The sequence below is a fragment of the Streptomyces blastmyceticus genome, assembly GCF_039521185.1.
Lineage (GTDB): Bacteria > Actinomycetota > Actinomycetes > Streptomycetales > Streptomycetaceae > Streptomyces > Streptomyces blastmyceticus.
This window is the reverse complement of the sequence record NZ_BAAABW010000014.1, coordinates 38,745-63,427: the sequence shown is the minus strand read 5'-3', so window position 1 is coordinate 63,427 and position 24,683 is coordinate 38,745. Positions and strand designations below refer to the sequence as shown.

Below are 24,683 nucleotides of genomic sequence, written 5' to 3'. Positions count from 1 at the left end.
CGTCGGTCCCGGGATCTCCTGATCCCGGGACCGACGCTTTTTTGGGTTATTCGCCCGAGCCCGCGGCGCGTACGAGCTCGAGGTCGAGGGACTCACGGCGGATGCGCTGGTCCGTGTACAGCAGCGCGGTGACCGCGGCCGTGACCGGGAACGCGAGAGTGGAGCTGATGACCGCGCCGATACCCGAGACGATGAGCGTGGGCCAGCCGGTGCTGTCACTCGTACCGGAGCCGCCAGCCACGAGCGTCTCGACGACGCCGACCGGCAGCTGCGCGATCATGGAGACCACAAAGGTGAGGGCCACGGCGAGGAGCTGTACGCCGAAGACGCGCCACCAGGCTCCCCGCACCAGCTTCGCCGAGCGGCGCATGCTCGCGATGACGCCCTGCTTCTCCAGCATCAGCGCCGGCACCGCCAGGCTGTAACGGATCCACAGCCAGGCACCGGCGACCAGCGATCCCAGGCCGCCCAGCAGCGCGAGTGCGGATCCCGCCGCCTCCGCGCCCGCCGCGGCGACCAGCAGGCCGACGCCCAGACCGACGGCGAAGACGGCGCAGATCATCAACGGCAGCAGCACCAACAGGCCGAACATCCCGGCCAGTTGGGGCCGTGCGCTCCGCCACGCCTCGCCGATCGTGCTCGTACGCCCCAGGATCGCGCGGCTGACCATGACCGTCAGCATGGCCGTGGCGATGATCGAGCCGATCAGGCCGACCGCCCAGGCGACGCCCACGCCACCCAGGCTGCTGCCTATGGCGTCCAGGAGCTCCCTGGGGGTCAGGGTCTCGGAGTCGGCGAGCGACTGGAGATCCGGGACATCGCGGAACCACAGGCCGGTGACCACGGTCGCCACCGTCTGGGTGCCGACCGCGAGGGCGAGCGAGATACCCAGGGCCGTACGCCACTGGACGCGTACCGTCCGGATCGCGCCGTCGATGATCTCGCCGACGGCGAGCGGCCGCAGTGGGATCACGCCGGGCTGGGGAGCGCGGACCGGGGGCGTCCAGTTGCCCCAGCCGCCACCTGCCGCCTGCGGCCCCCACCCGCCACCGCCGCCGGGCTGCTGGTGCCCGCTGTTGGCGCGGGCGCGCTCCCGGGTGGTGCGGCGGGTCTGCGGGGGGACCGCGGAGGGCGTGGACCACTGGCCGCCGGGCGGCTGCTCCCGGGCCCACTGTGAGCCCCGTGCGTCCTCGCCCGTGCGGGGCGTCTGGTCCGCGGGGGTGGGCTCCTCCGGCACGACCGCGGGCTGCTCGTCGGAGGGAGAGGGCCCGGGCGAGTTCCGGCCCGGAGTGTCGTTCATGCGTCTGTCGCTCCTTCTCGGTACCCGTCCGCCGGTGCGGCTCCGGGCAATTGCCAGCAATCGTGTCACGGTGCCCGGACGGCCGGACGGGACCGCGATCGAACCGTGGCCGGGGAGGGGGCTCGTACGGGGGAGGTATGGAAAGGGGACCTTCAATAGTCGGGCCCCGGCGGGCAGACTGGGCAGATGGCTGATCACTTCGCGGCACCCGTGGATCCCGTCGGATATTCCGTCTCGCCGGCCCTTCGCTGGGACGAGCTGCCTGAGGGGCCCGTGATCGTGCTCCTCGATCAGCGGCGGCTCCCGGCCGAGGAGGTGGAGCTGCTGTGCACGGACGTGCCCGCGCTGGTGGAGGCGATACGCACGCTCGCGGTGCGGGGCGCGCCGCTGCTCGGCATCGCGGGTGCCTACGGTGTGGCGCTGGCCGCCGCGCGGGGTTTCGATGTGGAGGAGGCCGCCGGACTGCTGGCCGGCGCGCGCCCGACGGCCGTCAACCTCGCGTACGGGGTGCGACGGGCGGCCCGCGCGTACGAGGAGGCCCTCAAGAACGGTGCGGACGGTGTCCGGGCCGCCGCGGTCGCCCTCGCCGAGGCCCGGGCTCTGCACCGGGAGGACGCCGAGGCCAGCGCGCGGATGGCGGCCCACGGGCTGACGCACCTGGAGGAGCTGCTGCCCGGCGGCGGATACCGCGTCCTCACGCACTGCAACACCGGTGCCTTGGTCTCCGGCGGTGGCGGGACCGCCTTCGCGGTGGCCGCCGCGGCGCACGGTGCGGGGCAGCTGAGGCGCCTGTGGGTGGACGAGACGCGTCCGCTGCTGCAGGGCGCGCGGCTGACCGCGTACGAGGCGGCGCGCGCCGGCATGGCGTACACCCTGCTCACGGACAACGCGGCGGGTTCGCTCTTCGCGGCGGGCGAGGTGGACGCGGTCCTGATCGGCGCGGACCGCATCGCCGCCGACGGTTCGGTGGCGAACAAGGTGGGCAGCTATCCGCTGGCGGTGCTGGCCCGCTATCACCATGTGCCGTTCATTGTCGTGGCACCGACCACCACGGTGGACCTGGGAACCCTGGAGGGTGCCGCGATCGAGGTGGAGCAGCGGCCGGGGCACGAGGTGACGGAGTTCTCCGCGCCCGCCGTGGCGGGAGTGACGGCGGAGCCGGGTGCGGGAGCGCCCGCGGCGCCGCTGGGCACCCAGGCGTACAACCCTGCGTTCGATGTCACACCACCGGAGCTGGTGACCGCCGTCGTCACCGAGAACGGGGTGGTCTCACCGGTCACCCGGACGGGGCTGGCCGAGCTGTGCGCCGGGCAGGGAAAGGGAACGGGGAGTGGGCAGGGCTGAATTTCCCGCATGATGTCCGCGGCTGTCGAAGAGGGCCGATGATCTCCGAGGTCAACGGGACACACCGAAGAATGCCGCTCACCACAGGTGAGCTCGGTCACCCGGCTCTATGGACCGGATGCGAAAATGGGATGATGTCGATATGAAGGGACGCGTCCTTGTCGTCGACGACGACACCGCACTGGCCGAGATGCTCGGCATTGTGCTGCGTGGTGAGGGTTTCGAGCCGTCGTTCGTAGCGGACGGCGACAAGGCACTTGCTGCTTTTCGTGAGGCAAAACCAGATCTCGTACTGCTCGACCTGATGCTGCCCGGAAGGGACGGCATCGAGGTGTGCAGGCTCATCCGGGCGGAGTCCGGGGTACCGATCGTGATGCTGACCGCGAAGAGCGACACGGTCGATGTGGTGGTCGGGCTGGAGTCCGGCGCCGACGACTACATCGTCAAGCCGTTCAAGCCGAAGGAGTTGGTGGCCCGTATCCGGGCACGTCTGCGCAGGTCCGAAGAGCCGGCGCCGGAGCAGCTGACGATCGGTGACCTGGTCATCGACGTGGCCGGGCACTCGGTGAAGCGCGAGGGCCAGTCCATCGCGCTGACCCCGCTGGAGTTCGACCTGCTGGTCGCGCTGGCCCGTAAGCCGTGGCAGGTGTTCACCCGTGAGGTGCTCCTCGAGCAGGTCTGGGGCTACCGCCACGCCGCGGACACCCGCCTGGTGAACGTGCATGTGCAGCGGCTGCGCTCCAAGGTCGAGAAGGACCCGGAGCGGCCGGAGATCGTGGTGACCGTGCGCGGTGTGGGCTACAAGGCCGGGCCGAGCTGACATGTCGGGCAACGGTGCCGCTCCGGAGTGGGGCGCGGGGCGGCCCGTCGATGCGGCGGGCGGCATATCTCTCTTCCGGCGGCTGTGGCGCGCCGGACGGCTGCTGCCCGACGGCGCGGCCTCGGGGCCGGTCCATCCGGTGCTGAGGCTGTATGTGCGCTGGGTGCGGCGCCCGCTGCTGCCCGCGATGCGGCTGTGGCGGCGCAACATCCAGCTGCGGGTGGTCGCCACCACGCTGCTGATGTCCGTCGGTGTGGTGCTGCTGCTCGGCCTCGTCGTCATCGGGCAGGTGCGCAACGGCCTGCTGGAGGCCAAGCGGCACGCCTCGCAGAGCCAGGCCGAGGGCGGCTTCAAGGCGGCACGGGACTTCGCGGACGGCGCCGACAACCGTGGCCAGGACGCCTCGCAGTCCGGCGTCCGCGGGATGGACTCGGGCACCTGGCTGACGACCCTGGTGCAGCAGCTCTCCAGCGGTGGCCAGGGCGTCTACCACGTGGTGGCCCTCAGCGCGGACAGCGGTGGGGCGTCGGCCGTCGGCGCCCGCGGCCCGCGCGCCTCCGGGGACATCGACCCCGAGCACAGCATCCCCGCCGACCTGCGCAAGCAGCTGAACAGCCGGACGGGCGCCCTGGAGCGGTCCGCGACGGTCAAGCACAGCGCCTCGGACGAGGGCGAGCCCGCGCTGGTGGTCGGCAAGCGGCTGTACGACAACAACAACAAGGCGTATCAGCTCTACTACCTCTTCCCGTACACCCAGGAGGAGAAGTCGCTGACCCTGGTCAAGACCACGCTGGCGACCGCCGGGGTGTTCGTGGTGGTGCTGCTGGGCGCCATCGCGTGGCTGGTGGTGCGGCAGATCGTCACGCCCGTGCGGATGGCGGCCGGGATCTCCGAGCGGCTCGCGGCGGGCGTCCTCCAGGAGCGGATGAAGGTCACCGGCGAGGACGACATCGCCCGTCTGGGTGAGGCCTTCAACAAGATGGCACAGAACCTCCAGGTGAAGATCCAGCAGCTGGAACAGCTGTCCCGGATGCAGCGCCGCTTCGTGTCCGACGTCTCCCACGAGCTGCGCACTCCGCTGACGACCGTGCGGATGGCGGCGGAGGTCATCCACGAGGCGCGGGACGACTTCGATCCGGTCACCGCGCGCTCGGCGGAGCTGCTGTTCGGGCAGGTCGACCGCTTCGAGTCGCTGCTGTCCGACCTGCTGGAGATCAGCCGGTTCGACGCGGGTGCGGCGGCGCTGGAGGCCGAGCCCATCGACCTGCGGGACGTGGTGAACCGGGTGGTCGACGGTGCCCTGCCGCTGGCGGAGCGCAAGGGCAGCAAGCTGCTCGTGCGGGGCGACGAGCAGCCGGTGATCGCGGAGTCCGACGCGCGGCGCGTGGAGCGCGTGCTGCGGAACCTCGTGGTCAACGCCGTCGAGCACGGCGAGGGCCGGGACGTGGTCATACGGCTCGCGGCGGCGGGCGGCGCGGTCGCGGTCGCGGTGCGCGACTACGGCGTGGGGCTAAAGCCGGGCGAGGCGACGCGTGTCTTCAACCGCTTCTGGCGGGCCGACCCGGCGCGGGCCCGTACGACCGGTGGCACCGGGCTCGGCCTGTCGATCGCGGTGGAGGACGCCCGGCTGCACGGCGGCTGGCTGCAGGCGTGGGGCGAGCCGGGCGGCGGTTCGCAGTTCCGGCTGACGCTGCCGAGCACGGCCGGGGACACGCTGCGCGGTTCGCCGATCCCGCTGGAGCCCGACGACTCGCGGCGCAACCGCGGCCTGAACGAGGCCGGGGTGCCGCTGGGCGTGTCCGGCCGCGGCGGGGGCGTACCGGCGCAGCCGGGGCCGCAGGGCCCGCTGCCCGTGCCCGTACCGGCGCAGACGCGGAGCACGCCGCCCTCGGTCGATCCGACGGCGCTGCCGGGCAGCGGTGCGCGCGTGGTGGCGCGGCCGGGTGGTGCGGCGCCGTACGACAAGGGCGGCGTGGACGCGACGGACAGGGACCTGGCGGACAAGGGCGCCGCCGACGAGGCCGGGGCCGGCCCGGGACGTGAGGGGCAGGCGCGTGGGCGCTGAACGGGGACGCCGTCGGCGGCTCGCGGGGATCGTCGCGCTGGCGCTCGGCGGGACGCTGCTGGCCGGCTGCGCGTCGATGCCGGACAGCGGTGAGGTCACCTCTGTCGACTCCTCGCAGCGCGCAGACGCCGACTCGCAGGTGCGGGTCTACGGCGTGCCGCCGCACAAGGGCGAGCAGCCGCAGGACCTGGTGACGGGCTTCCTGGAGGCCACGACCAGCGACGACCCGGACTACGCCACGGCCCGGATGTATCTGACGAAGAACGCGAAACGGACGTGGAAGCCGTCCGAGGTGACGACGGTGCTGTCCGAGCCGCCGAAGGTGGACGTGTCGCGCACGGGCGAGCGGAAGCAGGACTTCGCGGTCGCCCTGAACGGCAAGCAGGTCGCCACGGTCGACGACAAGCACGCGTACAAGCCGGACGAGCAGGACTACGGCAAGCAGATCCGGGTCGCCCTGGAGGACGGCGAGTGGCGGATCGACGCGCTGCCGCCCGGACTGGTGCTCGGGCTCGCCGACTTCCAGCGCATCTACCGCTCGGTCAACAAGTACTACTTCGCCGAGCTGGGGGTGAGCGGGGTGGGAGAGGGCCGCAATGTGCTCGTCGCCGACCCCGTCTATCTGCGCAAGCGCATAGATCCGGTGACGTCCTCGGTGAACGCGCTGCTGGACGGGCCGACGACCTGGCTCGACCCGGTCGCGACCACGGCCTTTCGCGAGGGCACGCGCGTGGTCGACCAGCGGCTGTCGCTGGACGACTCCAACGCCTTGAAGGTGCGGTTCAACGGCCGGGCGAACGGCACCAGCGAGGAGCAGTGCCTGCGGATGGCCGCGCAGGTCCTCTACACCGTGCAGGACCAGTCGGCCAAGGTCAGTCAGGTCACGCTGCAGCGCGAGAACGGCTCCCAGATGTGCGTGTTGCCGCGGGGTCAGGCGCGGCAGTACGCGCCGGACCAGACGGCGGGTCATCCGGACCGGCAGTACTTCGTCGACGCGCAGCACCGGATGGTGAGCATCGCCGACGGTGAGGACGATCCGCAGCGGGTCGCGGGTCCGTTCGGCGCGGAGGGACCGGTCCAGCTGCGTTCGGTCGCGGTCGCCCGGAACGAGAAGCGGGCGGCGGGGGTGACGGCCAACGGGCAGTCGCTGTACGTCGCCGGGCTGGAGGGCGGACCGGCCCTGGGTGACCCCCGGCTGACGGTGCGGGGCGGGACCAAGGCGGGGCTGACGGCGCCGAGTTGGGACGGGCTGGGCGACCTGTGGGTCGCGGACCAGGACCCGGACCGGCCGCGTCTGCTGCGTCTGCCCGGCGGCATGGGTGCGCCGGAGGAGGTCCAGGTGCCCCGGCTCGACGGCGGGCGGATCACCGGGCTGCGGGTGGCTGCGGACGGGGTGCGCATCGCGCTGCTGGTGACGAAGGGCGACCGGACGACGCTGAAGCTGGGCCGCGTGGAGCGGCACGGTGGCGTGGGCCGGATGACGCTGTCGGTGCAGGAACTGCGTTCCGTGGCGCCGAGGTTGGAGCAGGTCGACGCGGTGTCGTGGGCGGGCGGAAGCCGGTTGCTGGTCGCGGGCAGCGAGCAGAACGGCCTTCAGCAGCTGCTGTACATCGAGACCGACGGCTCGCTGTCGAACGCCTCGGCGCTGCCGGGCATTACCGGGGTGCGCGGGATCGCCGCCGCGGAGAACGCGGCCAAGGCGCCGACGCTGGTCGCGGAGCGCGACGGCGGGATCGTGCGGCTGCTCCAGGACACCAACTGGAAGCTGGTGACCAAGGAAGGGTCGGCTCCGGTCTATCCGGGGTAGCGGGCCTTCCCCGTACGGGCACGGGGGCGCTCGGCCTTCTCGCGCGCGCTCCTCCGCGCGCTCCTCGGGCGTGCTGTTGGCGGGGTGCTCCGCGGGTGTTTCCGGAGTGCGCCACCCTCTGATGTCGTTGTGACCCGTGTGGTCAGTGGTTTCCCTGAGGCTGTGACCAGGAGTTATCCACAGGGGTGGCAGGGGTTGCCGCGCAGCGGGACAGTAGGTCCATGCGCAGGTGGTGGCAGGAGATCACCGGTCTGGTGCTGCCGGTCGACTGCGCGGGGTGCGGCCGGTGGCGGACCGTGTTGTGCGAGGAGTGCCGCGTGGCGCTCAGCGGGCGCCCACCGCACCGGGTATGGCCGGACCCGGTGCCTGTGGGGCTGCCGCCCGTGTACGCCGCGGCGCGGTACGGCGACAGGGTGCGATCGGTGCTGCTCGCGCACAAGGAACGGGGTGCGCTGACACTGGCGGGACCCCTGGGCGCCGCGCTGGCGGGGGCGGTGCGGTCGGTGGTGGATGGGGCGGGGAGGGGCGAGGGGGAGGTGGGGAGGGGCGGGGGAGGCCCCCTGTTGCTCGTTCCCGTGCCCTCGGCGCGGCATGCCGTCGCGGCGCGGGGGCACGATCCGGGGCGGCGGATCGCGATGGCCGCCGCGGGAGTGCTGCGGCGGGCCGGTCTGTCCGTCCGGACGGCGGCGGTGCTGCGGCAGCGCAGGGTCGTCGCGGATCAGGCAGGTCTGGATGCGCGGCAGCGGTTGACGAATGTGTCCGAGGCCTTGGGGGTAGTCAAGGGGGCAGAGGGGCTGTTGTGCCGGAAGGGTCCGGTGGTGCTGGTGGATGACCTGATGACGACGGGAGCGTCGCTGACCGAGGCGGCGCGGGCCGTCTCCCTGGCAGGCGGGCGGTTGCTCGGCGCCGCCGTGGTCGCCACTGTCGAGCGTACGTCCGCCGGGCGCGCCCCGCAGATAAACGGAACCGACGGAGAACGCCACTCGTTGGTGAGGGAAACGGCAGGAAAACACCTGAATGGGGGTACGCCCCGGTAGGGGCTACCGACAGGCGTCCGGGCGAGATATGTTCGGTTGTGAGGAATGGCAAGAGCTATGCCTCATATCTCCGAATGGCGCGTTTCGTGCGCTTTCGCAGAAGCTTGAAGTCGATGGGGTGTAGATCTTGTCGATGGGGGAGGAGGAGGTGAAACCGCCAAGTCGGTGGCTCCGGGGCATCCCCGGGGCTTGTTGCAAGAGGGATGCGCTCCGCACCTTCGGCGGGGCGATCCGGGAACGGAGTTCTGCGTGGACATCGTCGTCAAAGGCCGCAAGACCGAAGTGCCCGAGCGCTTTCGCAAGCACGTGGCCGAGAAGCTGAAGCTGGACAAGATCCAGAAGCTCGACGGCAAGGTGATCAGCCTCGACGTCGAGGTGTCCAAGGAGCCCAACCCCAGGCAGGCCGACCGCTCCGACCGGGTGGAGATCACAGTGCGTTCGCGTGGACCGGTGATCCGGGCGGAGGCGGCAGCAGCCGATCCGTACGCCGCGCTGGACCTGGCCACCAGCAAGCTCGAAGCGCGGCTGCGCAAGCAGAACGACAAGCGTCACACCCGTAGGGGCAACGGACGCATTCCCGCGAGCGATGTCGCGTCGACCGTCATCGGCGCCGCGGAGCTCAACGACAGCGGTGAACTCACTGCGGAGCAGGCGATGGACGGAGTCCCGGTCACCCGGATGGGATCGCTGGAAGTCAGGGGCGAAGGCCCCCTGGTGGTCCGCGAGAAGACCCACACAGCGGCTCCGATGACGCTCGACCAGGCGCTCTACGAAATGGAGTTGGTCGGCCACGACTTCTATCTGTTCGTCGACTCCGAGACCAAGCTGCCCAGTGTCGTCTACCGGCGGCACGCCTACGACTACGGCGTCATCCGTCTCAACGCCGATCCGCTGTTCGAAGCGGAACCCGGCGGGGCGGGCGGAGCGCTCGGCGGCTGAGCCGGGAGGCCCGGCAGGCGGCGGAAGCCTCTCGCGGCCCGCGTCGTAGACACCCATCCGACGGTGCCCTCGGAGCGCTCAGGCGCTCCCTGGGCACCCTGTGCGACGGCGGGAGCACCGCCCGGTTGCCCGGCATGAAATCATGACGGTCGGCCAACCACCGGCCCGCCGAAACAGGTTGGGGCGGCGCAGCACTGTGCAACCGCGAGGGACTCTGGGCCTTCAGGGGTCTTCAGGGGGAGGAACGATGGCGGACAGGTTCGGGCCGGTGCTCGTGCCCGGCGAGGACGACGACGAGAGTGCCTGCGCGGACCGGGGCGGTGCACGCGAGGAGCCCATCAGGGTCCTGGTGGTGGACGACCACGCGCTCTTCCGCCGGGGGCTGGAGATCGTCCTCGCCCAGGAGGAGGACATCCAGGTCGTCGGGGAGGCCGGGGACGGCGCGGAGGCCGTGGACAAGGCGGCCGACCTGCTGCCGGACATCGTGCTGATGGATGTGCGGATGCCGAAGCGCGGGGGCATCGAGGCCTGCACCTCCATCAAGGAGGTGGCCCCCAGCGCCAAGATCATCATGCTGACGATCAGCGATGAGGAAGCCGATCTCTACGACGCCATCAAGGCGGGGGCAACCGGCTATCTCCTCAAGGAGATCTCCACCGACGAGGTGGCCACCGCGATCCGGGCGGTCGCCGACGGGCAGTCGCAGATCAGCCCGTCGATGGCCTCCAAGCTGCTCACCGAGTTCAAGTCGATGATCCAGCGCACGGACGAGCGCCGGCTGGTGCCCGCGCCCCGGCTCACCGACCGTGAGCTGGAGGTGCTGAAGCTCGTCGCCACGGGGATGAACAACCGCGACATCGCGAAGGAGTTGTTCATCAGCGAGAACACGGTGAAGAACCACGTCCGCAACATCCTGGAGAAGCTGCAGTTGCACTCCAGGATGGAGGCGGTGGTGTACGCGATGCGGGAGAAGATCCTGGAGATCCGCTGAGGGCGGGCCGGCAGCGGCTGCTTCCGGCCGGGGGCCCGGGGTTGTCCCCCGGGAATGCGCAGTCCGGAGATCCGCTAGGCCAGGGCGCTGACCAGGGCCGCGCCCAGCTTCGTGTCGTCGCAGCGCTCCACGCGTACGGAGTCGCAGCCCACCCACTCGGCCGCCTCCCGCAGGGCCTGCGCCATGGGGGCCACCGCCTTGGGGCCGTCGAGGGAGACCTGGCGGGCCACCAGTGTGCTGCCCTCGCGGGCCGGGTCCACCCGGCCCGCGAGCCGTCCGCCGGTCAGCAGGGGCATCGCGAAATAGCCGTGCACCCGCTTCTGCCGGGGCACATACGCCTCCAGCCGGTGGGTGAAGCCGAAGATCCGCTCCGTGCGCGGCCGGTCCCAGATCAGCGAGTCGAACGGCGAGAGCAGCGTCGTGCGGTGCCGGCCCCGCGCCTCGTCGGCCAGCGCCCGGGGGTCCGCCCACGCGGGCTTGGACCACCCGGCGACCTCGACCGGCACCAGGCCCGTGGCCCCGATGACGGCGTCGACCTGACCGCCCTTGAGGCGGTGGTAGTCCGCGAGGTCGGCCCGGGTCGCGACGCCCATCGCCGCCCCCGCCTGCGCGACCAGGCGGCGCATGCACTCCTGGTCGTCGAGGTCGTCGTGGAAGAGCGCCTGGGGCACGGCGCGCTCCGCCAGGTCGTACACCCGCTTCCAGCCGCGCCGTTCCGTGCAGACGACCTCGCCCGTGTCGAGCAGCCACTCCACGGCGATCTTCGTCTCGGACCAGTCCCACCAGGGGCCGCCGTTCTTGGCGCCGCCCAACTCCGTGGCCGTCAGCGGGCCGTCCGCCTTGAGCCGGTCGCGGACCGCGGCGCAGGAGCGCTCCGGCTCCTTCATCACGTGCCAGCGGTACCCGCGCGCCTGGATGGCCCGCCGCCGGAACGCGAACAGCGGCCACTCCTCGATGGGCAGGATGCACGCGGCGTGCGACCAGTACTCGAAGCTGTGCGGGGGCTCCGGGGCCCGGTCCGCCGGACGCGGCGTCCAGTAGGCCGACTCGACCGTGGCCCGGCCGACCCCGCCCAGCCGTGCGTACGGCACCAGTTCGTGGGAGCGGGCCAGCACCGAGATCGTGTCCAGCTGCACCGCGCCCAGCCGCCGCAGCACCCCGCGCACCCCGGCCCGCCGGTCCGGGGCGCCCAGCAGCCCCTGCGCACGGAGCGCCATGCGGCGCGCCTCGTCCGCGGACAGGTGGTGTTCGGGCCGTGGGCCCTTGGCAGCGGCGGCAGTTGTCATGCTGGAGACCATGACGTCAGCGTAGATCCCGGCACTGACAATGCCCCTCGATCCATCAAGCCCGTTCGGGAAACGGCAGGTAGGGGGCCTCGGACGGCAGCCCCAGGTCCGACGGGAGCAGCGAGCCGATCCAGGCGTCGCGGCGCGTGCCGGAGTACGGGATCTTCGCGCGCAGGGTGCCCTCCATCCGGAAGCCCACCTTCAGGGCGACCGCGCGGGAGCCGGTGTTCCCGGCCTCCGCGTACCACTCAAGCCGCTCCACGGCCAGCTCCTCGAACCCCCAGCGGGCCACCTCGCGGGCGGCCTCCGCGGTGTATCCCCGGCCGCGCCGCTCCTTGGCGGTCCAGTAGCCGAGCTCGGCCTGCCGCTCGGGGGAGCGCAGCTGCGCGAGCCGCACCAGGCACATCGATCCCACCAGGTGGCCGTCGTCGCGGGTGAACACGCCCCAGGTGTACATGGAGTCCTCGCGCCAGCCGGCCGGGCAGGTGTCCTCGACGAACGTCCGGGCGTCCTCGCGGGTGTAGGGGGAGGGGACGCTGGTGTAGCGCGGGATGTCCGGGTCCTGGCAGGCCGCGTGCACGGCGTCCGCATCGGACGGGGCGAAGGGGCGCAGCGCCAGGCGCCCGGTGGCGAGGGAGACGGGTTCCATGCGGGGAGTCTGGCCGTCGGCCGCCGTCCCGGGCGAGTGATTTTCCCCGTTGACGTCCATCGCGGAGAAATGTCACAGCCCCGGCACCTTCGGGCGGCGCCGTTCGTTCACCGTGCGGGTGACACCTGGCTCAGGCCCCGACGGACCTCCCGGCGCGGTGGGGTCCTCGCTTACGATGGCCGTTGCGGCGGGGACTGTCCCGTCGTGCCCGCGCACCCTCCCCCTGCCTGCGGCGGGGGCAGCCCCAGTGCCAGGCCCGACCGGCAAGGAGTCAGCCTACGTGTCCGTCTTCGGCAAGATCATGCGTGCAGGAGAAGGCAAGATCCTGCGCAAGCTGCACCGCATCGCGGACCAGGTCAATTCCATCGAAGAGGACTTCCTCACCCTCTCCGACGCCGAGCTGCGCGCGCTGACCGACGAGTACAAGCAGCGGTTCACCGACGGGGAGTCCCTCGACGACCTGCTCCCCGAGGCGTTCGCGACCGTCCGCGAGGCCGCCAAGCGCGTGCTCGGCCAGCGGCACTACGACGTCCAGCTGATGGGCGGCGCCGCCCTGCACCTGGGCTATGTCGCCGAGATGAAGACCGGTGAGGGCAAGACCCTCGTCGGCACCCTCCCGGCGTATCTGAACGCCCTGTCGGGCAAGGGTGTCCACCTGATCACGGTCAACGACTATCTGGCGGAGCGCGACTCCGAGATGATGGGCCGGGTGCACAAGTTCCTCGGCCTGTCGGTCGGCTGCATCCTCGCCAACATGACGCCCGCGCAGCGTCGCGAGATGTACAACTGCGACATCACGTACGGCACGAACAACGAGTTCGGCTTCGACTACCTGCGCGACAACATGGCCTGGTCGCAGGACGAGCTGGTGCAGCGCGGGCACAACTTCGCGGTGGTCGACGAGGTCGACTCCATCCTCGTCGACGAGGCCCGTACGCCGCTGATCATCTCCGGCCCGGCCGACCAGGCCACCAAGTGGTACGGCGACTTCGCCAAGCTGGTCACCCGGCTGAAGAAGGGCGAGCCGGCCAACCCCCAGAAGGGCATCGAGGAGACCGGCGACTACGAGGTCGACGAGAAGAAGCGCACCGTCGCCATCCACGAGTCCGGCGTCGGCCGCGTCGAGGACTGGCTGGGCATCGACAATCTCTACGAGTCGGTCAACACCCCGCTCGTCGGCTATCTGAACAACGCCATCAAGGCGAAGGAACTGTTCAAGAAGGACAAGGACTACGTCGTCATGGACGGCGAAGTCATGATCGTCGACGAGCACACCGGCCGTATCCTCGCCGGCCGCCGCTACAACGAGGGCATGCACCAGGCGATCGAGGCGAAGGAAGGGGTGGACATCAAGGACGAGAACCAGACCCTCGCCACGATCACCCTGCAGAACTTCTTCCGCCTCTACGGCAAGCTCTCCGGCATGACCGGTACGGCGATGACCGAGGCCGCCGAGTTCCACCAGATCTACAAGCTCGGCGTGGTGCCGATCCCGACCAACCGGCCGATGGTCCGCAAGGACCAGTCCGACCTCATCTACCGCACCGAGGTCGCCAAGTTCGACGCCGTTGTCGAGGACATCGCGGAGAAGCACGAGAAGGGCCAGCCGATCCTGGTCGGCACCACCTCCGTCGAGAAGTCGGAGTACCTCTCGCAGCAGCTCGCCAAGCGCGGCATCCAGCACGAGGTCCTCAACGCCAAGCAGCACGACCGTGAGGCGACGATCGTCGCCCAGGCCGGCCGCAGGGGCGCGGTCACCGTCGCGACGAACATGGCCGGCCGCGGCACCGACATCAAGCTCGGCGGCAACCCCGACGACCTCGCCGAGGCGGAGCTGCGCCAGCGCGGCATGGACCCGGTGGAGCACGTCGAGGAGTGGGCGGCCGCGCTGCCGGACGCGCTGGAGCGCGCCGAGGCAGCGGTGAAGGCGGAGTTCGAGGAGGTCAAGTCGCTCGGCGGCCTGTATGTCCTCGGCACCGAGCGCCACGAGTCCCGCCGCATCGACAACCAGCTGCGCGGCCGTTCCGGCCGTCAGGGCGACCCGGGTGAGTCCCGCTTCTACCTGTCGCTGGGCGACGACCTGATGCGCCTGTTCAAGGCCCAGATGGTCGAGCGCGTGATGGCCATGGCCAACGTCCCCGACGACGTGCCGATCGAGAACAAGATGGTCACCCGTGCCATCGCCTCCGCGCAGTCGCAGGTCGAGCAGCAGAACTTCGAGACGCGTAAGAACGTCCTGAAGTACGACGAGGTGCTCAACCGCCAGCGCGAGGTCATCTACGGCGAGCGCCGCCGCGTCCTGGAGGGCGAGGACCTGCAGGACCAGGTCACGCACTTCATGGACGACACCATCGACGACTACATCCGCCAGGAGACCGTCGAGGGCTTCGCCGAGGAGTGGGACCTGGAGCGGCTGTGGAGCGCCTTCAAGCAGCTCTACCCGGTGAAGGTCACCATCGAGGAGCTGGAGGACGCCGCGGGCGACCGCGCGGGCATCACGGCCGAGTTCATCGCGGAGTCCATCAAGGACGACATCCACGAGCAGTACGCCGCCCGCGAGGAGCAGCTGGGCTCCGACATCATGCGTGAGCTGGAGCGGCGCGTGGTGCTGTCCGTGCTGGACCGCAAGTGGCGTGAGCACCTCTACGAGATGGACTACCTCCAGGAGGGCATCGGCCTGCGCGCCATGGCCCAGAAGGACCCCCTGGTGGAGTACCAGCGCGAGGGCTTCGACATGTTCCAGGCCATGATGGAGGGCATCAAGGAGGAGTCCGTCGGCTATCTGTTCAACCTGGAGGTCCAGGTCGACCAGCAGCTGGAGGAGGTCCCGGTCCAGGACCGCGGCGAGCGCCCGTCCCTGGAGAAGGAGCCCCAGGAGGCCGTGCCCGCCGGTGCCCGCCCGGAGATCCGCGCCAAGGGCCTCGACGCCCCGCAGCGCCCGGACCGGCTGCACTTCTCGGCCCCCACGGTCGACGGTGAGGGCGGTGTCGTCGAGGGCGACTTCGTCGGCGACGAGGGCCCGACCCGCTCCCCGGCGGACGGCATGACCCGCGCCGAGCGGCGCAAGGCCCAGAAGAACAGCGGCGGCCGCCGCCGCAAGAAGTAACGCCGCACAGCGGCGGATCGCGAGGCGGGGGCGGGGCACACGGGTGCCCCGCCCCCGCCTCGCGCGTACTCCCGCACGGACCGCCCCCGTCACATGCGCGCCCCGCCGAGCTCGACGGCCGAGCACCGCCACCGCCGGTCCGCGCCGTGCTCCAGGCGGAAGGCGAGTGCCTGGAGCCGGTCGCCGGAGACGATCCGGGCGAACGCCTCGATCACCCCGGGCCCGGGCCGGAACTCGTCGCAGCGCCGCACGAACGGGGTCCGGCCCGGCGGCGGGGGCCGCAGCGGCGCCTGCGGGGCCAGCGCGGCGAGCTGGTCGTACGCCGTCCCCACGGTGTGCCCGAGCATCCAGTGCACCGGGCGCTGGCCGCTGAGCGTGAGCAGCAGCCGGTTGGCGAACCAGTAGCGCGGCAGGCCCTCGCGCTCCCGGCGCCGGGCCGCCGGGTCGGGGTGCGGGCGTCTGCTGTCGGCGCGCCGCGGCGGGCCGGTCCTGGCCGCGCGGGCGGTCCTGGCCGGTCCGGTGGAGCCGGTGGTGGTGCGCTGCATGTCGATCGCCCCCGTGTTGCCGGGCCCGGTGCCGAATACACCGGGCGGTGGCCCCTCGTCGGTGATCTTCTACCGGCGGGCCGCGGAGGGCGGCAAGGACGGGTGGCCGCGGGCCGGGCGGCCGGCCGGTTTCCCCTATCAGGGGCGCGGAGCGTGCGACGAGGGGGTACGGGGGCCGTTCCCGTGCCTGGTGGGGGTCCTGACGCAGCCGGGGAGGCGGGCGGGGGAGAAGCGCCTCCACGGGGCCTCCCGGCACTCCGAAGGGGGACTCCCGCCGTATGCTGGCAGCGCGTTCGTTCAGGCTTCAGGATCTTTCAGGAAAGCAGCGGTCATGCGCGTCTACGTCCCCCTGACCCTCCCCGGTCTCGCCGAGGCGCACCGGAGCGGCCAGCTGGGGCCCGCCCCGATGCTCGCCTACGCCGTCACCCCCGCGCTGCGCGAGTGGTACCTCTCCGACGACGTCGAGGAGCTGGAGTACGCGGCGCTCGGCCGGGCCGCCGAGGCCTCGCTGCGGATGCTCGCCGGTGCCCCTGACGCCGCCCGCCGGCGCGTCGTCGTCGCGCTCGACGTGGCCGACGGCGCCGCGACCACCGACCCCGACCAGGGCCTGGAGCAGTCCACGCTGGGCCAGGTGCGGCTCGCCGCGGCCGTGCCGCTGGCGAAGGCGGCGGCCGTGCACCTCGACTCCGGCGACGCCGAGGCGGACGTCGCGGCCGCCGCGGCCGCGCTGGGGGCCGCGGACCAGGGCGACGACGACGCGCAGTTCGTCGTGGACGGCGCGGAGGACCACGACCTGATGTGGTTCGGCGTCCAGGAGATCCCCGGCCTCATCTGAGAAACGCCCTGGTCACCACGGGTGCCAGGGGCCTCGGGGCGGCGTTGTCGGTGCTGATCGGTACCGTCGTGTCATGGGGAAGCACGGGGCACACATCGTCTGGGACTGGAACGGCACGCTGTTCCACGACACCGAAGCGGTGATGGCGGCGACGAACGCCGCCTTCGCCGAGATCGGCCTGGAGCCGATCACGCTGGAGCGGTACCGCGAGCTGTACTGCGTCCCGATCCCGCGGTTCTACGAGCGGCTGATGGGCCGCCTCCCCACCCCGGCCGAGTGGGATCACATGGACCTGGTCTTCCAGCGGCACTACCGCGACCACGCCCCGCGCTGCGGCCTCGCCGACGGCGCCGAGGGCCTGCTGGAGGGCTGGCAGGGCGCGGGCGGCACCCAGTCGATCCTGTCGATGTACGGGCACGACGAGCTCGTGCCCCTCGTCCGCGGCTTCGGCATCGAGCCCAGATTCGTCCGCGTCGACGGGCGTACGGGCCCCTCGGGCGGCAGCAAGGCCGAGCACATGGCCCGCCACGTCGCCGGGCTGGAGGGCATACCGGCGCTGCGTACCGTCGTCATCGGCGACGCCGTCGACGACGCGGTCGCGGCGGCCCACGTGGGCGCCCACGCCGTGCTCTACACCGGCGGTTCGCACAGCCGGAGCAGTCTCGCGGAAGCGGGCGTGACGGTGGTCGACAGCCTGGCGGAGGCCGTAGCCGAGGCCGGGCGGCTCGTCGGCGCCGGGCGCTGAAGCAGCAGGTGGGCAGGGCGGGAGCGGGCCCTGCCGGGGGACAGAAGGGGACAGAGCGCCGGTGGAGCGGGGAGAGCGGTCACGTCGCTGTCCAGACCGTCAAAGTTCGGGCCCGGGTTTTGTACACAAACGGCTCATGACGGTTTCCGGGGGAAGAGCGATAGCCTTACCAGGTGATCAGCGCGATATCCAGCAGGGGCGATGACGCCCCTGTCCTGCGCCCGGAGTGCCACGGCACCCGGGCAGCCGCTGATTCCCGCACCTGGGCACCTCTGACGAATCTCGTCAAGAAACGCCCGGTCACCTCTCATTCCGGCATAACGTCGAAGACGACCGGATACTCCGCGTCGCGGCGTGATGCCTTCACCGTCTATGTCACGCAACGGCGCGCGACAGGAGCCAGAGGACATGCAGACCAAGCTGGACGAAGCCAAGGCCGAGCTGCTCGAACGGGCGGCCCGAGTCGCCGAGACCAGCCCGGCCGGGGGGCAACAACCGACTGGGCCGAAGGGTGAGGGCAGTCTCGACCCGGAGACGTTGACCGCCTTTCTCCAGCGCTACTACCTGCACACCGCGCCCGAGGACCTCAGCGGACGGGACCCCGTCGACGTCTTCGGCGCCGCGCTCTCGCACTACCGGCTCGCCGAGAACCGGCCGCAGGGCACCGCGAACGTCCGCGTGCACACCCCGACGGTCGAGGAGAACGGCTGGACGTGCAGCCACTCCGTCGTCGAGGTCGTCACCGACGACATGCCCTTCCTGGTCGACTCCGTCACCAACGAGCTCTCCCGCCAGGGCCGCGGCATCCACGTCGTGATCCACCCCCAGGTCGTCGTGCGCCGTGACCTCACCGGCCGCCTCCTGGAGGTCCTCGGCTCCAACTGCGACGCCCACGGCGACGGCAAGGACGCCGTCCTGCCGCACGACGCACTCACCGAGTCGTGGATCCACGTCGAGATCGACCGCGAGACCGACCGCGGCGACCTCAAGCAGATCACCTCCGACCTGCTGCGGGTCCTCTCCGACGTCCGCGAGGCCGTCGAGGACTGGGAGAAGATGCGCGACGCCGCGCTGCGCATCGCGGAGGGCCTGCCCGCCGAGCCCACCGCCGCCGACGTGCCCGAGTCCGAGGTCGGCGAGGCCCGCGAGCTGCTGCGCTGGCTGGCCTCCGACCACTTCACCTTCCTCGGCTACCGCGAGTACGAGCTGGCGAAGGTCGCCACGGACGGCGGCGAGGAGGACGTGCTCAGCGCCGTCCCCGGCACCGGCCTCGGCATCCTGCGCTCGGACCCCACGCACCACGACGAGGGCCACCACGCGGGCCCCCTCGGGGCGTCCCCGTCCTTCAACCGGCTGCCCGCCGACGCCCGCGCCAAGGCCCGCGAGCACAAGCTGCTCGTCCTGACCAAGGCCAACAGCCGCGCCACCGTGCACCGCCCCTCCTACCTCGACTACGTCGGGGTGAAGAAGTTCGACGCCGACGGCAACGTCATCGGCGAGCGCCGCTTCCTCGGCCTGTTCTCCTCCGCCGCGTACACCGAGTCGGTGCGCCGCGTCCCCGTCGTCCGCCGCAAGGTCTCCCAGGTGCTGGCCGACGCCGGGTTCACGCCCGACAGCCACGACGGCCGCGACCTGCTCCAGATCCTGGAGACCTACCCGCGCGACGAGCTCTTCCAGACGCCGGCCGACCAGCTGCGCACCGTCGCCACCAGCGTGCTCTACCTCCAGGAGCGCCGCCGCCTGCGGCTCTACCTCCGCCAGGAGACCTACGGGCGCTACTACTCCGCCCTGGTCTACCTGCCGCGCGACCGCTACACCACGGGCGTCCGGCTGCGGCTGATCGACATCCTCAAGGAGGAGCTCGGCGGCACCAGCGTCGACTTCACCGCGTGGAACACCGAATCGGTCCTCTCCCGGCTGCACTTCGTCGTCCGCGTCGAGCCGGGCGCCACCCTGCCCGACCTTACCGACGCCGACGTCGAGCGCATCGAGGCCCGCCTGGTCGAGGCCGCCCGCTCCTGGGCGGACGGCTTCGCCGAGACGCTCACGTCCGAGGTGGGCGAGGAGCGCGCCGCCGAGCTGCTGCGCCGCTACGGCCAGGCCTTCCCCGAGGGCTACAAGGCCGACCACAGCCCGCGCGGCGCCGTCTCCGACCTCGGTCACCTGGAGAAGCTGACCACGGCCGGCGGCGACCGCGACTTCGAGCTCAGCCTCTACGAGCCGGTCGGCGCGGGCCCCGGCGAGCGCCGCTTCAAGATCTACCGCACCGGTGAGCCGGTCTCCCTCTCCGCCGTCCTGCCGGTCCTCCACCGGCTCGGCGTCGAGGTCGTCGACGAGCGCCCGTACGAGCTGCGCTGCTCGGACCGGACGACCGCCTGGATCTACGACTTCGGGCTGCGCATGCCCGAGCGGATCGAGGGCGACGACGCGCGCACCCGCTTCCAGGAGGCCTTCGCGGCCGTGTGGACGGGCGCCGCGGAGAACGACAACTTCAACAAGCTGGTGCTGGAGGCCGGTGTCGACTGGCGCCAGGCGATGGTGCTGCGGGCGTACGCGAAGTACCTGCGGCAGGCCGGTTCGCCGTTCAGCCAGTCGTACATGGAAGACACCCTCAGCAACAACGTCCACACCACGCGCCTCCTGGTCAACCTCTTCGAGGCCCGGATGTCGCCGGCGCTCCAGCGCGCCGGCCGCGAGCTGATCGACGGGCTGCTGGAGGAGCTGGACGGCGCCCTCGACCAGGTCGCGAGCCTGGACGAGGACCGCATCCTGCGGGCCTTCCTCACGGTCATCAAGGCCACGCTGCGTACCAACCACTTCCAGCGCACGAGCGCGGGTCTGCCGCACGCGTACCTGTCCATCAAGCTCGACCCGCAGGCCATCCCCGACCTGCCCGCGCCCCGCCCGGCGTACGAGATCTGGGTCTACAGCCCGCGCGTCGAGGGTGTGCACCTGCGCTTCGGCAAGGTCGCGCGAGGCGGTCTGCGCTGGTCCGACCGGCGTGAGGACTTCCGCACCGAGGTGCTCGGCCTGGTCAAGGCGCAGATGGTGAAGAACACCGTCATCGTGCCGGTGGGCGCCAAGGGCGGCTTCGTCGGCAAGCGGCTGCCGGACCCGTCCCTGGACCGCGACGCGTGGCTGGCCGAGGGCATCGCCTCGTACAAGACCTTCATCTCGGGTCTGCTCGACATCACCGACAACATGGTCGGCGGCGAGGTCGTGCCCCCGAAGGACGTCGTGCGGCACGACGGCGACGACACCTATCTGGTCGTCGCCGCCGACAAGGGCACCGCGACCTTCTCCGACATCGCCAACGAGGTCGCCGAGTCCTACGGCTTCTGGCTCGGTGACGCGTTCGCGTCCGGCGGCTCCGCGGGCTACGACCACAAGGGCATGGGCATCACCGCCCGCGGCGCCTGGGAGTCCGTCAAGCGGCACTTCCGGGAGCTGGGGCACAACACCCAGACCGAGGACTTCACGGTCGTCGGCGTCGGCGACATGTCCGGTGACGTCTTCGGCAACGGCATGCTGCTGTCGGAGCACATCCGGCTGGTGGCCGCCTTCGACCACCGCCACATCTTCCTCGACCCGACCCCGGACGCGGCCGTCTCCTACGCCGAGCGCCGCCGCCTGTTCGAGCTGCCCCGCTCCTCCTGGGCGGACTACGACACCGGCCTGCTCTCGCAGGGCGGTGGCATCCACCCGCGCACGGCCAAGTCGATCCCGGTCAACGCGCACGTCCGGGCCGCCCTCGGCATCGAGGCGGGCGTCACCAAGATGACCCCCGCCGAGCTGATGAAGGCCATCCTGCGCTCGCCGGTCGACCTGCTGTGGAACGGCGGCATCGGCACGTACGTGAAGGCGTCCACCGAGTCGCACGCCGACGTCGGCGACAAGGCCAACGACGCGATCCGCGTCGACGGCCAGGATCTGCGGGTGAAGGTCGTCGGCGAGGGCGGCAACCTCGGTCTGACGCAGCTCGGCCGCATCGAGTTCGCGCGCGCCGGCGGCCCCGACGAGACCGGCGGCCGGATGAACACCGACGCGATCGACAACAGCGCCGGTGTGGACACCTCGGACCACGAGGTCAACATCAAGATCCTGCTGAACGCACTGGTCACGGACGGCGACATGACCGTCAAGCAGCGCAACAAGCTGCTCGCGGAGATGACCGACGAGGTCGGCGAGCTCGTCCTGCGCAACAACTACGCGCAGAACGTGGCGCTGGCCAACGCCGTCGCCCAGGCGCCCAGCCTGCTCCACGCCCACCAGCGGATCATGCGCCGGCTGACCCGCGACGGTCACCTGGACCGCGCCCTGGAGTTCCTGCCCACCGACCGGCAGATCCGCGAGCGCCTCTCCGCGGGCCGCGGGCTGACCCAGCCGGAGCTGGCGGTCCTGCTCGCCTACATCAAGATCACGACGTCCGAGGAGCTGCTGGCCACCGACCTGCCGGACGACCCGTATCTGGAGCGGCTGCTGTACGCCTACTTCCCGCAGGCGCTGCGCTCCTCCTTCGGCGAGCAGATCGACGGGCACGCGCTGCGCCGGGAGATCGTCACGACCGTCCTGGTCAACGACACGGTCAACAGCGGCGGTTCGACCTTCCTGCACCGTCTGCGGGAGGAGACCGGGGCGTCTCTGGAGGAGATCGTCCGGGCGCAGACCGCGGCCCGGGAGATCTTCGGCCTGGGCAGGGTCTGGGACGCCGTCGAGGCGCTCGACAACCTCGTCCCGGCCGATGTGCAGACCCGGATCCGGCTGCACTCGCGCCGCCTGGTCGAGCGCGGCACCCGCTGGCTGCTCAACAACCGGCCGCAGCCGCTCCAGCTCGCCGACACCATCGAGTTCTTCCGGGACGGCGTGGCGGCGGTCTGGTTCCAGCTGCCGAAGCTGCTCAAGGGCGCCGACAGCGACTGGTGGCAGTCCATCCACGACGAGCTGGTCGAGGCCGGCGTGCCGGACGACCTGGCCGTCCGGGTGGCCGGTTTCTCCTCCGCCTTCCCGGCGCTGGACATCGTCGCCGTCGCGGACCGTACGGGCAAGGAGCCGCTCGACGTGGCCGAGGTCTACTACGACCTCGGGGACCGGCTGCACATCACCCAGCTGATGGACCGGATCATCGAGCTGCCGCGCTCCGACCGCTGGCAGTCCATGGCCCGCGCCTCCATCCGCGAGGACCTCTACGCGGCTCACGCGGCGCTCACCGCGGACATCCTGTCCGTCGGCAACGGCGCCTCCACCCCGGAGCAGCGCTTCCGGTCGTGGGAGGAGAAGAACGCGGCGATCCTCAGCCGGGCGCGCACCACGCTCGACGAGATCCGCGGCTCGGACGCCTTCGACCTGGCCAACCTCTCGGTGGCGATGCGGACGATGCGGACGCTGCTGCGGACGCACAGCTGACGCCTGAGTGAACAAGGGGCGGCCCCGGGGAGAAATCCCCGGGGCCGCCCCTTTTGCCGGGTTGAGTCGTGTTAAGAGAGTCCAATGAAGGTCGTCACACGACTTGCCCCCGCCCCGGCGCCCTTGAAGGCGGCCCCGCCCGACCACTCGGCGCGCCGGGAGGCGGCCCTGGCAGTCGTTCTCTATCTCGCGGTCGCGGCGGCCGGCTTCGCCGTCCTGCTGCTGATCAACCATCACCTCGGGCGCGGCGTGGAGCAGCTGCTGCGCCGCTGGGACAGCGGACACTATCTGCACATCGCCAAGCGCGGCTATCCGGGCGAGATCCCCTACGGCCCCGACGGGGAGCCCAAGTTCAGCACGATCGCCTTCTTCCCGCTGGTCCCCGGGCTGATCCGGGTGGTGCACGTGGCCACCGGGATCCCGTTCCCGTACGCGGGGGTGCTGGTCTCCTGGTGTGCGGCGGCGGTGGCCGCGGCGGGGGTGTACCGGCTGGTGCGCACCGTCGGGGGCCGGCCGGGCGCGGGCTACGCGTGCGTGGCGCTGTGGGCCTGTTCGCCGTACGCGTTCGCGCTGTGGGTGCCGTATTCGGAGGCGGTCTTCAGCGCCGCCCTCCTGTGGTCGCTGGTGGCCCTGCTGGAGCGCCGCTGGCTGACCGCCGCCGCGCTGTGCGTGCTGGCCGGTGCCGTGCGGCCGACGGCCTCGGTGCTGATCGGCACGGTGGTGCTGACCGCCGGGTGGGCGGTGATCAAACGGCGGGACGGCTGGCGGCCGTGGGTGGCGCTGTCGACGGCGCCGCTGGGGCTGCTGGGCAGCTGGCTGTTCCTGGGCGGCAAGGTGGGCCGGGTGGACGGGTGGTTCGAGGCGGAGCGCGCCTGGGACCAGCAGTTCGACTTCGGCCGGGCCACCGCGCACCTGCTCAAGGGGATGCTGCTCTACCACCACGCGGGCCGGACCGGTGATCTGCGCGGTGCCGTCGTGCTGGGTCTGGTGGTGCTGACGGCGATCGGGGTGCTGGCCCTGGCGCTGGACCGGCAGGTGCCGTGGCCGCTGGTCGTGCTGGTGGCGGGGGCGTGGCTGCTGATGGTGGGGACGCCGGGTTCGCCGCTGTCCAAACCACGCTTCATGCTGCCGTTCCTGCCGGTTCTGCTGCTGTTGGCGGCCCGGCCGCTCGCGCGTGCTCCGCTTGGGGTGCGGGTGTGTCTCTACGGTGGAGGAGCGGTGGTCTCGGGGTGGTACGCGGCAGGGTTGCTCGTGCTGTTCGAGGGATCGCCGTGAGGGGAGGGCTCGTCGGTACGGGAGGGACGGGCCCGGCGCGGCAGCGCGCGGAACACCCAGGCGCGGTAGGACCAGAAGCGGAAGAGGGTGGCCGCGCCGATGCCGAGGAACTTGAACAGGTTGTTCTGGAACGGCGTGTCCCAGCCGAAGCTGTAGGTGGCGACGTAGAGCACGCCGTTCTCGATCACCAGGCCCACGGCGCTGAAGACGGCGAAGAGGGCGATCTCCCGGCTGCGGTGGCTCTTGTCGCGGTCGCGGTAGGCGAAGTGCCGCAGCCCCACGTAGTTGAAGGCGATGGCGACCACGGTCGCGATCACGCTGCACCGCACGACGGGCAGGCCCGTGGTGGTGCGGCAGAGGTTGAAGACCGCGAGGTTGACGAAGATCCCCAGGCCGCCGACCGTGCCGAACTTCGCGAACTCCCGGCCGAGGGCGAGCAGCCGTGCCGGGCCGGAGGCGGGCGCCCCGCCCGGTGTGCCGGGTGCCCCGGGTCCCGGTGTGCCGGGCGTCCTCGGTCGCAAGGGTCGCAAGGGCCT

Annotated in this window: 17 protein-coding genes; 12 read left to right on the top strand and 5 right to left on the bottom strand. The window is 71.4% G+C overall.

The genetic code is table 11. The features are described from left to right. Positions 1–46 precede the first annotated feature (46 nt). Entirely contained in the window at positions 47–1,300 is a 1,254-nt protein-coding gene (locus ABD269_RS12660) for a DUF7544 domain-containing protein (protein ID WP_344117926.1), read from the bottom strand. A 186-nt stretch (positions 1,301–1,486) separates the two neighbouring features. On the opposite strand from ABD269_RS12660, the gene mtnA reads away from it, so the two are divergent. From mtnA to ABD269_RS12625, 7 genes are all read left to right on the top strand, one after another. Continuing rightward, a complete protein-coding gene (mtnA, locus tag ABD269_RS12655) occupies positions 1,487–2,644 on the top strand; it encodes an S-methyl-5-thioribose-1-phosphate isomerase (protein ID WP_344117925.1) in 1,158 nt (385 codons plus the stop codon). A 142-nt stretch (positions 2,645–2,786) separates the two neighbouring features. Continuing rightward, positions 2,787–3,464: a two-component system response regulator MtrA gene (gene mtrA, locus ABD269_RS12650; protein ID WP_003968748.1), complete on the top strand. Its 678-nt coding sequence runs from the start codon at positions 2,787–2,789 to the stop codon at positions 3,462–3,464. 1 nt (position 3,465) lies between these two features. Further along, the gene (gene mtrB / locus ABD269_RS12645; RefSeq protein WP_344117924.1) at positions 3,466–5,529 is read left to right on the top strand and encodes an MtrAB system histidine kinase MtrB; all 2,064 of its coding nucleotides are present in this window, start codon (positions 3,466–3,468) and stop codon (positions 5,527–5,529) included. Continuing rightward, positions 5,519–7,336 carry an LpqB family beta-propeller domain-containing protein gene (locus tag ABD269_RS12640; protein ID WP_344117923.1) on the top strand — a complete coding sequence of 606 codons (1,818 nt, stop codon included), beginning with the start codon at positions 5,519–5,521 and terminating at the stop codon, positions 7,334–7,336. Before mtrB ends, ABD269_RS12640 begins: the two co-directional genes overlap by 11 nt. Positions 7,337–7,557: 221 nt before the next feature. Further along, a complete protein-coding gene (locus tag ABD269_RS12635) occupies positions 7,558–8,373 on the top strand; it encodes a ComF family protein (RefSeq protein WP_344117922.1) in 816 nt (271 codons plus the stop codon). Positions 8,374–8,622: 249 nt separating this feature from the next. Next, positions 8,623–9,312: a ribosome hibernation-promoting factor, HPF/YfiA family gene (gene hpf / locus ABD269_RS12630; protein ID WP_301887083.1), complete on the top strand. Its 690-nt coding sequence runs from the start codon at positions 8,623–8,625 to the stop codon at positions 9,310–9,312. Positions 9,313–9,559: 247 nt separating this feature from the next. Next, positions 9,560–10,303, top strand: a complete 744-nt coding sequence (locus ABD269_RS12625; RefSeq protein WP_301887085.1) for a response regulator — start codon at positions 9,560–9,562, stop codon at positions 10,301–10,303. A gap of 74 nt (positions 10,304–10,377) precedes the next feature. Here ABD269_RS12625 and ABD269_RS12620 read toward each other — a convergent pair whose 3' ends face one another. Together ABD269_RS12620 and ABD269_RS12615 are read right to left on the bottom strand one after the other, a co-directional pair. Continuing rightward, positions 10,378–11,601, bottom strand: a complete 1,224-nt coding sequence (locus ABD269_RS12620; protein WP_425572883.1) for a winged helix-turn-helix domain-containing protein — start codon at positions 11,599–11,601, stop codon at positions 10,378–10,380. A gap of 43 nt (positions 11,602–11,644) precedes the next feature. After that, on the bottom strand, positions 11,645–12,238 hold the full coding sequence (locus ABD269_RS12615; protein WP_344117921.1) for a GNAT family N-acetyltransferase: 594 nt from the start codon (positions 12,236–12,238) through the stop codon (positions 11,645–11,647). Positions 12,239–12,518: 280 nt separating this feature from the next. Here ABD269_RS12615 and secA point away from each other — a divergent pair, with 280 nt between their 5' ends. Then, positions 12,519–15,344, top strand: coding sequence for a preprotein translocase subunit SecA (gene secA / locus ABD269_RS12610; RefSeq protein WP_301887090.1), 2,826 nt, complete (start codon positions 12,519–12,521; stop codon positions 15,342–15,344). Between the two features lie 89 nt (positions 15,345–15,433). On the opposite strand, the gene ABD269_RS12605 is transcribed toward secA, so the two are convergent. After that, the gene (locus ABD269_RS12605; RefSeq protein ID WP_344117920.1) at positions 15,434–15,889 is read right to left on the bottom strand and encodes an Rv3235 family protein; all 456 of its coding nucleotides are present in this window, start codon (positions 15,887–15,889) and stop codon (positions 15,434–15,436) included. A gap of 331 nt (positions 15,890–16,220) precedes the next feature. Here ABD269_RS12605 and ABD269_RS12600 point away from each other — a divergent pair, with 331 nt between their 5' ends. The 4 genes from ABD269_RS12600 to ABD269_RS12585 all read left to right on the top strand — a co-directional run bounded on the left by ABD269_RS12600 (position 16,221) and on the right by ABD269_RS12585 (position 24,147). Further along, a complete protein-coding gene (locus tag ABD269_RS12600) occupies positions 16,221–16,724 on the top strand; it encodes a DUF6912 family protein (protein WP_301887092.1) in 504 nt (167 codons plus the stop codon). Between the two features lie 73 nt (positions 16,725–16,797). Then, positions 16,798–17,469, top strand: coding sequence for an HAD family hydrolase (locus ABD269_RS12595; protein ID WP_301887093.1), 672 nt, complete (start codon positions 16,798–16,800; stop codon positions 17,467–17,469). A gap of 408 nt (positions 17,470–17,877) precedes the next feature. Next, the gene (locus ABD269_RS12590; RefSeq protein ID WP_344117919.1) at positions 17,878–22,872 is read left to right on the top strand and encodes an NAD-glutamate dehydrogenase; all 4,995 of its coding nucleotides are present in this window, start codon (positions 17,878–17,880) and stop codon (positions 22,870–22,872) included. Between the two features lie 84 nt (positions 22,873–22,956). Then, entirely contained in the window at positions 22,957–24,147 is a 1,191-nt protein-coding gene (locus tag ABD269_RS12585) for a hypothetical protein (protein WP_301887095.1), read from the top strand. Here ABD269_RS12585 and ABD269_RS12580 read toward each other — a convergent pair. Further along, the gene (locus ABD269_RS12580) at positions 24,075–24,587 is read right to left on the bottom strand and encodes a GtrA family protein (RefSeq protein WP_301894458.1); all 513 of its coding nucleotides are present in this window, start codon (positions 24,585–24,587) and stop codon (positions 24,075–24,077) included. The genes ABD269_RS12585 and ABD269_RS12580 overlap by 73 nt on opposite strands. Between the last annotated feature and the right edge of the window lie 96 nt (positions 24,588–24,683).